This window comes from Bradyrhizobium sp. INPA03-11B, assembly GCF_040446015.1.
GTDB classification, from domain to species: Bacteria; Pseudomonadota; Alphaproteobacteria; order Rhizobiales; family Xanthobacteraceae; genus Bradyrhizobium; species Bradyrhizobium macuxiense_A.
Window position 1 is genome coordinate 1 of sequence record NZ_JASGSR010000175.1, and the last position, 12,783, is coordinate 12,783.

General features: G+C 66.4%; 8 protein-coding genes. 7 read left to right on the forward strand and 1 reads right to left on the reverse strand.

Annotated features, from left to right (window positions below; translation table 11 throughout):
* Positions 1-165: 165 nt before the first annotated feature.
* From QMZ05_RS37915 to QMZ05_RS37930, 4 genes are all read left to right on the forward strand, one after another.
* Positions 166-1,425 carry an MFS transporter gene (locus QMZ05_RS37915; protein ID WP_353705403.1) on the forward strand — a complete coding sequence of 420 codons (1,260 nt, stop codon included), beginning with the start codon at positions 166-168 and terminating at the stop codon, positions 1,423-1,425.
* 29 nt (positions 1,426-1,454) lie between these two features.
* Positions 1,455-3,113 (forward strand): hydantoinase B/oxoprolinase family protein, encoded by a 1,659-nt coding sequence (locus QMZ05_RS37920; protein ID WP_353705404.1) that lies wholly within the window; start codon positions 1,455-1,457, stop codon positions 3,111-3,113.
* Positions 3,114-3,119: 6 nt separating this feature from the next.
* On the forward strand, positions 3,120-5,159 hold the full coding sequence (locus QMZ05_RS37925) for a hydantoinase/oxoprolinase family protein (RefSeq protein ID WP_353705405.1): 2,040 nt from the start codon (positions 3,120-3,122) through the stop codon (positions 5,157-5,159).
* Between the two features lie 325 nt (positions 5,160-5,484).
* Positions 5,485-6,648 (forward strand): ABC transporter substrate-binding protein, encoded by a 1,164-nt coding sequence (locus tag QMZ05_RS37930; protein WP_353705406.1) that lies wholly within the window; start codon positions 5,485-5,487, stop codon positions 6,646-6,648.
* A 352-nt stretch (positions 6,649-7,000) separates the two neighbouring features.
* Here QMZ05_RS37930 and QMZ05_RS37935 read toward each other — a convergent pair whose 3' ends face one another.
* Positions 7,001-8,215, reverse strand: a complete 1,215-nt coding sequence (locus QMZ05_RS37935; protein ID WP_353705407.1) for a mandelate racemase/muconate lactonizing enzyme family protein — start codon at positions 8,213-8,215, stop codon at positions 7,001-7,003.
* Positions 8,216-8,458: 243 nt separating this feature from the next.
* Between QMZ05_RS37935 and QMZ05_RS37940 the strand changes: the two genes are divergently transcribed.
* The 3 genes from QMZ05_RS37940 to QMZ05_RS37950 form a co-directional block, all read left to right on the forward strand.
* Positions 8,459-10,882, forward strand: a complete 2,424-nt coding sequence (locus QMZ05_RS37940; protein WP_353705408.1) for a CoA transferase — start codon at positions 8,459-8,461, stop codon at positions 10,880-10,882.
* Positions 10,882-11,955 carry an ABC transporter ATP-binding protein gene (locus QMZ05_RS37945; RefSeq protein ID WP_353705409.1) on the forward strand — a complete coding sequence of 358 codons (1,074 nt, stop codon included), beginning with the start codon at positions 10,882-10,884 and terminating at the stop codon, positions 11,953-11,955. The genes QMZ05_RS37940 and QMZ05_RS37945 overlap by 1 nt, the downstream gene beginning before the upstream one ends.
* Positions 11,952-12,783 (forward strand): ATP-binding cassette domain-containing protein (locus tag QMZ05_RS37950; RefSeq protein WP_353705410.1); only part of this gene is annotated, 832 nt, incomplete at its 3' end. The genes QMZ05_RS37945 and QMZ05_RS37950, both read left to right, overlap by 4 nt.

Genomic DNA, 12,783 nt, shown 5'->3' on the forward strand with positions numbered 1-12,783 from the left:
GAGTCGTATCGTGGAGAGAGCCCCCACCCGGACCGCATCTGACGATGCGATCCGGCCTCCCCCGCAAGCGGGAGAGGCAAGAAAGCTCCCGCATGCCTTCAAAGTTGGCACCATCAGCCCAATAATGTTACGCCCTCCCCAAGATGCTTGGGGAATGGGCGATTCATGGACGGCGTGGTGACGAAGGGAGAGGCGGGAATCGGGTTCCGCGCCCTGGTTCTTGCACTTCTGGCATTGGCCTCTGGCCACATGCTGTCGACGCTGCTGCGGACGATCCCGGCGATCAGCCTCGATCTGATGGCACGGGATTTCGGCACCTCGCCGCAGGCGCTGGCGAGCCTCACCTCGATCTATCATTTCTCCTTTGCCGCCTCGCAAATCCCGGTCGGCGCCGCGATGGACCGCTTTGGCGTGCGGCCGGTGTCGCTGAGTCTGCTCGCCGGTACCGTGGTCGGGACGCTGGTCTCGGCGCTTGCGACGGGGCCTGCGAGCTTCGTGCTCGGACAATTGATGCTCGGCGTCGCCACCTCGGGCATGCTGATGTGCCCGATGACGCTCGCCGCCAAGCAGATGTCGGCGGCGAAGTTCGGCCTGTGGTCGGGCCTGATCCTCTCCATCGGCAATATCGGCATGCTGTTGTCGGCGAGCCCGCTGGCCTTCGTGGTCGATCAGTTCGGCTGGCGCGCCGGCTTCTGGGTCTCGGCCGGCTTCGGTATTGCGGTCCTGATCGCGGTGTTCGCGTTGGTGCCGCGGCAGCCGGCGGCGCATGCGGATGACTCCTCGCCGCTGCATCAGATGGCCGAGGTGCTGCGGCTCGGCCTGTCGCGCGGCCTGCGCGGGCTGATCGCGCTGTCGCTGGTGTCGCTCGGCGCGTCGCTCACCTTGCGCGGCTTGTGGGGCGGGCCGTGGCTGATGGATGTGAAGGGCCTCAGCCGGATCGAGGCCGGCAACGTGCTCGGCCTGTTCACGCTGGCGATGATCGTCGGCCCGGCCTGCATCGGCGCCTTCGATCGCAAGTTCGGGCATCGCCGCACCATGGTGGCGGCAACGCATGCCATCGCCGCATTGCTGCTGGTAGCGATGGCGGCCGGCGCGCCGCATTTCCCGATCTCGAACCTGTTCGGCGTTGCCGTGATGCCGACGCAATATGACCTGGTGCTGCTGGTCCTGATCGGGCTCGCGACATCGGCGCAGCCGCTGATCTACGGCATGACGCGGCAGCTGGTCGACGCCCAGAATACCGGCAAGGCGCTGTCGTCGGTCAACCTCGCGTTTTTCCTCGGTGCGGCGCTGCTGCAATCGAGCACCGCCGGCGTCGCGGCGCTGTTCGGGCTGCCCGCAGTGCTGCTGTTCATCGCCGCCGCGCTGGCGATCGGGATCGTGCTGTTTTGGGCCTATACCTCGACGGCGGTGGCGATAAGATAGCGGCGTGTTCCACCGCTCCCGGAAGTCACGTGCCCGCGCCCGCCAAGATCGATCCGATTACCCGCTCCGTCGTCCAGCACCGCCTGTCGTCGATCGTGAAGGAGATGGGCGAAGCCATGCTTCGCACCTCCTATTCCCAGATCCTCAATTCCAGCCGCGATTTCTCGCTGGCGATCTGTGATACCGGCGGGCGGCTGATCGCGCAGGCCGATCACATCCCGGTGCATGTCGGCGCCCTGCCGTGGGCGACGCTCGCGGTTGAGGAACGCTTCAAGGATGTAGCGCCCGGCGACGTCATCCTGCTCAACGATCCCTATCAGGGCGGCAGCCATTTGCCCGATCTCACCGCCTTCGTGCCGGTGTTCGACGGCGGAAAAAGGCTGCTCTGGACCATCGTGCGCGCGCATCAGAGCGACATCGGCGGCGCCACCCACGGCGCCTACAATCCAGGCGCCACCGAAATCTATCAGGAAGGCATTCGTATTCCGCCGATCAAGCTCTATGAGGCCGGCAAACCGCGCGAGGATCTGCTCGATCTGCTGGCCCTGAACATCCGCAACCCCCGCGAATTCCGCGGCGACCTCGCGGCGATGCTGGGCGCCGCGCATCTCGGCGAGCGCCGGGTCGCAAAGCTGTTCAACGAGTTCGGTGCCGAGACCGTGGAAGCCGCAATCGAAGCCATCCTCGATGCGACGGAGCAGCAGACCCGCGCGGTGGTGTCGAGTTGGAAGGACGGCGTGTTCCATGGCGAGGCGCTGCTCGACGATGACGGCCATGGCCGCACCGACATCAAGATCGCCGCCAAGGTGACCAAGAAGGGCAGTGATATCGAGGTTGACCTCACCGGCTCGGATCCGCAGTCGACCAGCTTCGTCAACTCGTCGCACGCCAACATGCAGGCCGCGGTGGCGATGGCCTTTGCCTATCTGATCGACGCCGATATCCCGAAGAACACCGGCGCGCTGCGGCCGCTGAAGGTGGTGGCGAAGCAGGGCACCATCGTGTGGGCCGATCCCGGCCGCCCCGTCACCTTGTGCACCAGCCATCCCTCCAACGAGATCGTCGAAGCCATCATCAAGGCGATGTCGGCCTCCTGCCCGGATCGCGTGATGGGCGGATGGGGCCGCAGATTCCGTATCGCGATCCAGGGCGAGGATCCGCGCAACCGGCGCAACTTCATCTGGCACATGTTCCAGGCGCGGCCGGGTGGCGGCGCCTCGATCGGTGGCGACGGCTATTCCTCGATCGGTGAATGGCACACCGTCGGCGGTCTTAAATTCGGCAGCATCGAAGTTGCCGAGGTGCGATTCCCCCTGCATTTCCGTCAGCACGAGTTCCGGCCGGATTCCGGCGGCGACGGCCAGTATCGTGGCGGGCTCGGTGTCGCGCTCGACATGGTGCTGGAGACGCAGAAGCCCGCCAAGGGCAACACCGCCGGTGACGGCGCGCGTCATGGCCCCTGCGGCATGCTCGGCGGCAAAGATGGCGAGCCGCATCACTATCGCCTTTTGTCGGAAGGCCGCGAGCCGCGTGTGTTGAAAACTAAGGAAGTCGGCATCGAGCTGCGCCCCGGCGACTGCCTCGAGATCCGCTCGTCCGGCGGCGGCGGCTGGGGGCCGCCGGAGAAGCGATCGGCGGAGGCGCGGGCGCGTGACGTCGTGCAGGGTCTGGTTTCGAAGGCGGTGTAGGCAAGCATGTACACGATTGGAGTCGACGTCGGCGGCACCTACACCGACCTGGTTGCAACTGACAAAACCGGGCGCACCGTTTTCGCGAAATCACCGTCCACGCCGGCCGATCAGTCGGTCGGGGTGATGGCGGGACTGGAAGAGCTGGCCCGCCGCCTCGGCGTCACGCGCGCGGCGATGCTCGCCGCGACCGATCGTCTGGTGCACGGCACCACGGTTGCGACCAATGCGCTGCTGGAGCGCAAGGGCGCCAAAGTCGCACTGCTGACCACCGAGGGCCATCGCGATGTCGTCGAGATGCGCGAAGGCTTGAAGCCGGACCGCTACGATCTGCGCACGCCGCCGCCCGAGCCGCTGGTGCCGCGCGAGCGCCGCTTCGGCGTCCGCGAGCGGCTGAAGGCCGACGGCAGCGCCGCGATCGCGCTGGACGCCACAGCGCTCGGCGATGTCATCGCCGAGGTGAAACGATCGGGCGCGAACTCCGTCGCGGTCTGCTTCCTGCACGCCTATCTCAACCCGGCGCATGAGCTCGCCGCGGTCGAGCGGCTGGCGAAGGAGCTGCCCGATGTCAGCGTGTCGCGCTCCAGCGACGTGCTGCCGCAGATCAAGGAATATGAGCGCGTTTCGACCACGATCGTGAACGCCTATGTCGAGCCGACGGTGCGGCGCTATCTCACCAATCTGGAGCGCAGCCTGCATGAAGCTGGCTTCAAAGGCTCGCTGTTCGTCGTGCTGTCGCATGGCGGCATGGCGCCGGTCGAGGAAGCCTCGCGGCTTGCCGCGGGCACCGTGCTGTCGGGCCCGGCCGGCGGCATCTCCGGCAGCCGCCGCTGCGCCGAGATGCTCGGGATTCCCGACCTCGTGCCGTTCGACATGGGCGGCACCTCGACCGATATTTCATTGATCGCTGACGGCCAGGCCTCGCTGTCGGCCGACGGCATGCTCGCGGGCCAGCGCATCGCGCTGCGCAGCCTCGACATCGCCAGCATCGCCGCCGGCGGCGGCTCGATTGCGAGTGTCGACGGCAGCCGCACGCTGCGTGTGGGGCCGGAGAGCGCCGGCTCGGTGCCCGGCCCGGCCTGCTACGGCAATGGCGGCACGGCGGCTGCTGTCACCGACGCCAATGTCGTGCTTGGTTATCTCGATGCCGCAGCCTTCATGGGCGGCGCGCGGCCGCTCGATCGCGCGGCGTCGGAAGCGGCTGTCGACCGCATCGCGAAAGCGCTCGAGCTGTCGCGGATCGAGGCCGCCGCGGGCATCTACAAGATGATCAATCTGAAGATGGCCGACGGCATCCGCCTGATGACCTTGCGCCGCGGCGTCGATCCCCGCAAGTTCGCGCTGCTCAGCTTCGGCGGCGCCGCCGGCATGCACGCGGCCGAAGTCGCGCGCGAGCTCGAGATCAAGCGCATCATCGTGCCGACGGTGGCTTCCGTGCTGTCGGCCTGGGGCATGCTTACCAGCGATCTGCGCTACGAGGTCAGCCGCACCCATTACGGTACGGGCCGGATTTCCGCCGATGAGGTGCGGGCGCTGTTCGCCGCGCTGGAGGAGCAGGCCGCCGGCCGGCTACGCGACTGGTTCAAGGGTGACATCGCGATCGAGCGCTCGGCCGAGATGCGCTATGGCGAGCAGGTATTCGAGATCGACGTGCCGCTCGGCGATCTCGATCTCGGCGCTGCCGATCTCGTCGCGCAGATCGAGGAGCGCTTCCATCGCCGCCACGAAGAGCTCTACACCTATGCCTCGCGCGGGCAGGAGGTGGTGTTCGTCAATGCTCGCGTCGCCGCGGTCGGCAAGATTGCGCGCGGCAGCGATGATACCGGAAAGGCTCACTCGGCTGCGCCCTGTGCGCCGCGCGGCAAGCGGCAGGCCTGGCTCGGTGCCTGGCGCGAGGTGCCGGTCTATGCGCTCGACGATCTCAAGCCGGGCCATTCATTGGCCGGTCCCGCGATCATCGAGGCTGAAACCACGACGGTCTTGGTCGATGACGGCGATCGCGTCACGGTCAATCCGTTGGGCTGGCTCGACATAACATTGCGCTGATCGCCGCGCGGGGACAGCGCTCCCTCTCCCGCTTGCGGGGGAGGGTTGGGGTGGGGGTGTCGCCGCGGGTCACATTGTGGAGAGAGCCCCCACCCGGAGCGCATCTTCGATGCGATCCGACCTCCCCCGCAAGCGGGAGAGGTGAAGACAGGTGCGCCTCCGCCATCAACATTTCATTTTTCCGGCATTGGCTTGGGCGATAAAGTCCGCTCGCTGGGAGGGAGCGTCGGCCAGTGTCGGCGTTGTGGCGATGTTGATGCAAACAAAAAGACAAACTGCGCTTTCGATATTGCTTGTCCTTGCAGCTGCCCTCGCGGCGGCGCCGTTGCGCGCACAGCAGGCGCAGGACGCGGCCGGCAGCGAGATCCGCATCGGCAACGTCATGCCCTACACCGGGCCGCTCGCCGCGTTCGCGACCATCGGGCGGGCGGAAGCGGCCTATTTCGACATGGTCAACGAGCACGGCGGCATCAACGGCCGCAAGGTCAAGTTCGTCTCGGTCGATGACAGCTCCAATCCGAAGACCGCGATGGAGCAGACCCGCGATCTCGTCGAACAGCAGAACGTGCTGCTGATGTTCGGCTCGTTCGGCACGCCGAGCAACCTCGCGGTCCGAAAATACCTCAACGAGAAGAAGATCCCGCAGTTGTTCGTTGCCTCCGGCGATGAGGAGTGGGCGCATCCGAGGGCCTTCCCCTGGACCATGGGTTGGCAGCCGACCTTCCGCGCCGAGGGGCAGATCTACGCCAACTACATCCAGGCCGCCTATCCCTCCCGCAAGATCGCGGTGCTCTGGCAGAATGACCAGTTCGGCCGCGATCTGTTCCGGGGATTGCAGGAGGGGCTCGGCGACACCGCAGGGATGATCGTCGCCGATCTCGCCTTCGACGCGTCGGAGACCGCGATCCAGAACCAGATTGGAATTCTGAAGGGCTCCGGCGCCGACATCCTGGTGTTCGACGGTGCTCCGGCGATCGCGGCGCGCGCGATCCGCGTCGCCGCCGACCTCGACTGGCATCCGGTGTTCATCCTCGACAACGCGTCGGCCTCGATCGCCAGCGCGTTGCGGCCGGCGGGCCTGCAGAACTCGCTCGGCGTGATCTCGACCTCGTTCCTCAAGGATGCCGGCGATGCCGCCTGGAAGAACGACCCGCAGATCAAGGCGTGGGACGCCTTCATGGACAAGTACTACCCCGACGGCGACAAGGACGACATCTATGCCGTGTTCGGCTATGCCGCGGCCGACACGCTGATGCAGGTGCTGCGCCAGTGCGGCGACGACCTGTCGCGCGACAACATCATGCGGCAGGCGGCCTCGCTGAAGGACTACCAGAGCCCGATCGCGCTGCCCGGGATCGTGATCAACACCGGCCCGAAGGATTTCCGCCCCATCAAGCAGATGCGGCTGGTGCAGTTCGACGGCAACGCCTGGCAGCCGATCGGCGACGTGATCGAAAGCGCGTTCACGGCGGTCAGGGAAGATAATTGAGGGCACATATCTGCTTCGCCGTGTGCGAAGCTCGCCGCTCTCTCTCACCGTCACCCTGAGGAGGCCGCGTAGCGGCCGTCTCGAAGGGTGGACGGCCCGGCTGGTGGCCGTGCATCCTTCGAGACGCGCTACGCGCTCCTCAGGATGACGGTGATGGGGCGCAACGCTTCCCGTCCACCGCAATTCGTCGTCCCGGCGAAGGCCGGGACCCATTACCCCAACTCGCGATTGGTTTACTCCGCTGGGGCAAGAGTCTTTTTCAAACCACGCAGCGGTGGTTATGGGTCCCGGCTCCCGTGCGCAAGTGCGCACTAGGCCGGGACGACGATGGGGGGAGAGCTGGCGCTGGTCCCTACTTCTTCAGCCCGTAATTCAGCAGCCCGCCCTTGTTCTTCGCCGGATGCGCGCGCAGGCCTTCCTCGTTCGGCTCGGTGCCCCAGCCCGGACGGTCCGGGATCACGAGATGGCCGTCGACGAACTCCGGCACATGGGTGAACAGCTCATGGTCCCAGGCCAGGCGATCGATGTCGGTCTCCATGATCCGCAGGTTCGGCACCGCCGCGCAGAAATGCGCGTTCATCATGGTGCAGAGGTGGCCGTAGAAATTATGCGGCGCGACGTTGACCTCGAAATGCTCGGCGGCGGCGGCGATCTTCATCGACTGCCAGACCCCGTTCCACGGCGTGTCGATGATCGCGACGTCCATCGCCTGCTCGGTGAAGTAGGGCAGGAATTCGCGCAGGCCCAGCAGCGTCTCGCAGGACGAGATCGGGTGCGGGCTCTGGCGGCGGATATAGCCGAGCGCCTGCGGGTTGAAGGTGTCGATCTCGACCCAGAACATGTCCATCTTCTCGATGGCGCGCAGGATCTTCAGATAGCCCTCGGTCTTGGCGTTGAAGTTGAGATCGAGCAGCAGATCGACATTCGGGCCCGCGCCGTCGCAGATCGCCTCCAGATGCATGCAGAGATTGCGCAGCACCGTGCGGTCGATGTTGATCTCGGGCTGGAACGGCGAGCCGAAGCCGGGACGCCAGCCCATCGGCTTGCCGTCGGTGTAGACGAAGATGTTGGTCTTCATCGCCGTGAATTTCTTCTCGCGCACCTCGGCGCCGATCGCCTTGACGCCGTCGAGATCCGTGATCGCCGGCTTGTACCAGTCGGGATGGTTGATGCGCCAGGTCGCGCAATGCGACCAGTAGACCCGCACGCGGTCGCGGATCTTGCCGCCGAGCAGATCGTAGCAAGGCACGCCGAGCGCCTTGGCCTTGACGTCGAGCAGCGCATTCTCGATCGCCCCGAGCGCCAGCGCCACCACGCCGCCGGCGGCCGGTCGCGTCGCGGCGAACAGCTCGACATAGATCCGCTCATGCTCGAACGCGTTCTTGCCAACCACGCGCGCCGACAACCGCTCGATCGCCGCGGTCACGCCGGGCGCGCCAAATCCCTCGTCATATTCGCTCCAGCCGACCAGCCCGTCCGTCGTCGTTACCTTGACGAAGTGATAATTCCGCCAGCCGGCATCGCAGGCGAGCGTCTCGACGCTTTTGATCGTGGTGGATTTGCTCATGGTTTCCTGCCCGGCTTTTGTTGATGTTGGAGAGAGCACAATAGCGGATCGAGCAATGCGTCAACCGCACGGCGCCAGACCGCCAGCGCAAGCTTGCTGCAAAGTACAGCGGCTATTGGCGTATTCCGTCAAGCGGAAGAAAATTCCACTTGCATCACACAGTCGGCGCGGCTTCAAGTTCACCCCAACAAGAAAACTGAATCAGCCGCTGTCGCCGGCTGGTCATGTTGGTGAGGAAGCCTGATGGGCGCGTTGTCGCATCTGCGGATTGTCGAGATCGGAAGTGCTGCGGCGACGAGCTATTGCGCGCGGCTGTTCGCCGATTTCGGCGCCGATGTGCAGAAGGTCGAGCCGCCCGAGGGCGATCCGCTTCGCCGCACTGCGCCGTTGACGCCGCAAGGGCACAGCGCATGGTTTGCGTTTCTCAATTTCAACAAATCGAGTGTCGTGCTCGATAAGAGCGCCGCGCCGCGCTTGCGTGAGCTGATCGCAAGCTGCGACATCCTGCTTGATGGACGCGGTATCGCTGCGGCCGATTGTCCCGATGTCGATCTCGCCGCGATCAAGCGCGACAATCCGGGCTTGATTCATCTCGACCTCGCCTGGTTCGGCGATCGCGGTCCCTATGCCGATTTCGCCGCGACCGATTCCACGATTCGCGCGCTGACCGGCCTCGTGAAGCTGGTCGGACCCGAGCAAGGGCCGCCGATGCACGCGCCGGATTTCCAGACCGGAATCCTGGGCGGGCTGTGGGGCTTCATCGCGGCCGCATCGTCGGTGCTCGGGCGCATGCAGGACGGTCGCGGGCGGGAAAGCCATCTCAGCCTGTTCGAGGCCAGCATCGCCGTCACCGAATACATCATGTTCGAGGCGTTCCAGCGCGGCGACATCATGCGGCGGGTCGGCGTCAACCGGTTCTGGCCGACCTTTCCGGTCGGCATCTACGAGACCAAGCAAGGCTGGCTCGGCGTCACCACGGTGACCCCGGCGCAGTGGCGCGCGTTCTGCGAAATGCTTGGGCTGAACGATCTGCGCGACGACCCGACGCTGGTCATGGGTGTGGACCGGCTGCGCCATGTCGCCGAGATCGAAGCCAAGATCCTGCCGAAACTGAAGCAGCGCACCGCGCAGGAATGGTTTGCCGAAGGTCTCAAGCGCAAGATCCCGATCGTGCCGGTGCCGGAGATCTCGGACCTCATCGCCGATCAGGAGAAGCGCGCCCGCGGCGCCATCGTGCCGATCACCGTCGGCAACGAGGCTGGCTTCAGCGCCGGTACGATGCAGCGGCTGACGGCAACGCCGCCGCAGCGCGGTGGCCGCGTGCCTGGCATCGGCGAGCAACAGGAAAGGCGCGAGGCCGCGCCGCGAGTGCCGGTGCCGAAGCCGGCTGCGCCCAACCGCCTGCCGCTCGCGGGCATCCGTGTCGTCGACTTCTCGATGGGCTGGGCCGGGCCGATCTGCACCCGCACCCTCGCCGATCTCGGCGCCGACGTCATCAAGATCGAGGCCACGCAGTATCCGGACTGGTGGCGCGGCGTCGATCGCCGGCCGGCCTATGTGCTGGAGCAGATGTACGAGAAGTCGGTGCGCTACTGCATCATGAACCGCAACAAGCGCGGCATCACGCTCGATCTGACCCGGCCGAAGGGGCTTGCACTTGCAAAACGCCTGCTCGCCGATGCCGATCTCGTGGTCGATAACTATTCGGTCGAGGTGCTGCCCAAGCTCGGACTCGGTTACGACGCGCTGAGCAAGATCAATCCCAAGCTGGTGATGATGTCGATGTCGGCGTTCGGCGCCGGCAGCGTGCATCGCGACTGCCGCGCCTATGGCTCGACGCTGGAGCAGGGCTCCGGCCTGCCGAGCGTAGTCGGCGATCCCGGCGGCCCGCCGGTCATGAGCCATACCGCGTTCGGTGATGCCGTCGGCGGCCTCAACGGCGCTGTTGCGGTCCTGACCGCGCTGATCCATGCGAAGCTCACGGGGCAGGGCCAATTCATCGACCTCGCGCAGATCGAATGCATGATGCCGTTCGCTGCCCCCTGGATCGTCGCGCATTCGACCAGTGGCAAGCCGCCGGCGAAATACGGCAACCGCCATCCGGATTTCGTGCCGCATGGCTGTTTCCGTTGCGACGGCGAGGACAACTGGATCGTGGTCGCGGTGTCTGACGACGCGATGTGGCCAAAGCTCGCGCAGTTGCTCGGCCGGGCCGACTGGGCATCGGATGAGACGCTCAAGACGGCTGCGGGCCGCCGCGCCATCGAGGGCGAGATCGAGGCGGCGATCACGGCCTGGACTTCGGCGCGCGACGCGGATGCGGCGATGACCGCGCTGCAGTCCGCCGGTGTCGCGTCCGGCGTCGCGCGGCTGCCGATCGATCTGTTGAAGGACCCGCAGCTCCACGCCCGCGGCTTCATCCAGCAGGTCGACCGCGCCTTCATTGGCCGCCATCCGCAGCCGTCGATGCCGTTCCGCGAAGGCGATGCGCCGTTCGCGATCCGCTCGGTGCCGCCGACTCTCGGCGAGCATAACAAAGATATCCTCGGCGGCATGCTCGGCCTCTCCGACGCCGAGCTCGAAGAGCTCACCCGCGAGGGTATCATCGGCACCGAGATGCTGATGGAGGAGCAGCTGGTGAAAGAGAAGAAGCGGGCGGCGGGCTGATGGGAGGGCCACCGGCACAGCGCAGGGCGGAGGGTGCGCGCGACGGCGCGCGGCCGCTGCTCTCCGTGCGCGGGCTCGGCATCCGCTTCAAGACTACGCAGGGCATCTGGCAGGCGACGCGCCGGATCGATTTTGATATCGCGCCCGGCGAGCGCGTCGGCATCGTCGGCGAGAGCGGCTGCGGCAAGACCATCACCGGCCTGTCGATCCTGCGGCTGTTGCCGGGCAATTTTGCCGGCCTCGACGGCAAGATCCTGTTCGACGGCGTCGATCTCGCCTCCTGCAGCGCGCGGCAGATGCGCGCGATTAGGGGCAAGCGGATCGCGATGATCTTCCAGGAGCCGATGAGCGCGCTCGATCCGGTGTTCACCGTCGGCCACCAGATCGCCGAGACGCTGCGCGTCCACAGCAACATCGGCCAGGAGGAAGCGCGTGCCAAGACGCTGGAGATGCTCCGCCGCGTCGGCATCGCCTCGCCGGAGCGTCGGATCGACGATTATCCGCACCAGCTCTCCGGCGGCATGCGCCAGCGCGTGATGATCGCGGCGAGCCTGATCTGCGGGCCGCAGCTCCTGATCGCGGACGAGCCGACCACCGCGCTCGACGTCACCGTGCAGGCGCAGATCCTCGAGTTGCTGCGCGACATCAGCGAGACCTCGAAGACCGCGCTGATGCTGATCACTCACGATCTCGGCGTCGTCGCCGAGACCTGCACGCGGATGATCACGATGTATGCCGGCGAGGTGATCGAGGACGCCACCGTCGACGAGGCGCTGGTGCGGCCGCTCCATCCCTATACGTCGGGACTTTTACGCTCGTTGCCGCATTTGAGCCCGCGCCACGGCCGGCTGCCGTCGATCCCGGGCCGGGTGCCGTCGATCGCTGAGATGCCGGCCGGCTGCCGCTTCCGCGCCCGCTGCGCCCACGCGGCCGGGGGATGCGAGGCCGAGCAGAAATTGCAGGACGCTGGCGGAGGCCGCAGGGTGCGCTGTCATCGCTTCGCCGAGCTCAACCTGCCGGGCGCGCTGCATCCGCCCGGCGCCCCGGTTGCTGCGAAGGTCGCGACGCAATGACCGCAGCATCCGCCGAACCCCGCCGCGAGCCCATCGTCTCGGTACGCGATCTCCAGGTTTGCTTCCAGACCTCGGACCGCCGCGCCACCGTCAAGGCGGTCGACGGCGTCAATTTCGACGTCCGCCGCGGCGAGACTTTTGGCATCATCGGTGAGTCCGGTTCGGGCAAGACCACGATCGGCCGTGCCCTGGTGTTCCTGCTCAATCCCAGCGCCGGCGCCATCCTGCATGGCGGCATCGACCCGACGGCACTGTCGCGGCGGGAATTCCAGAACCATCGCCGCGACTACCAGATCATCTTCCAGGATCCGAACGCCGCGCTGAACCCGCGCATGACGATCCTGGCCTCCGTGCTGGAGCCGCTGGAGCTCGCGCGCATCGGCAGCCGCACCGAGCGCGAGCAGCGGGCACGGGAGGCCCTGGAGCGCGTCGGCCTGCCGCAGGAATTCGGCGAGCGCTATCCGCACCAGCTCTCCGGCGGGCAGAAGCAGCGTGTCGTGATCGCCCGCGCGCTGACGCTCAAGCCAAAGCTGATCGTCTGCGACGAAGTGGTGGCCGCGCTCGACATGTCGATCCGCGGCGACGTGCTCAACCTCTTTGCCGATCTGCAGCGGGATCTCGGCCTGACCTATGTCTTCATCACCCACGATCTCGCGGTGGTCTCGCATATCAGCGAGCGCGTCGCGGTGATGTATCTCGGTCAGTTCGTCGAGCTCGGCCCGACGGAGGAGGTCGCCGAGCGGCCGCTGCATCCCTACACCATCGCGCTGCTGTCGGCCGAGCCGCGGCCGCTGCCGTCGGCGATGCGGCAGGAGAGCCGCATCGTGC

Coding starts and splice junctions, on each gene's coding strand:
- QMZ05_RS37940 (WP_353705408.1), top strand. CDS start 8,459: ATGGGCGCGTTGTCGCATCTGCGGATTGTCGAGATCGGAAGTGCTGCG.
- QMZ05_RS37915 (WP_353705403.1), top strand. CDS start 166: ATGGACGGCGTGGTGACGAAGGGAGAGGCGGGAATCGGGTTCCGCGCC.
- QMZ05_RS37925 (WP_353705405.1), top strand. CDS start 3,120: ATGTACACGATTGGAGTCGACGTCGGCGGCACCTACACCGACCTGGTT.
- QMZ05_RS37935 (WP_353705407.1), bottom strand. CDS start 8,215: ATGAGCAAATCCACCACGATCAAAAGCGTCGAGACGCTCGCCTGCGAT.
- QMZ05_RS37945 (WP_353705409.1), top strand. CDS start 10,882: ATGGGAGGGCCACCGGCACAGCGCAGGGCGGAGGGTGCGCGCGACGGC.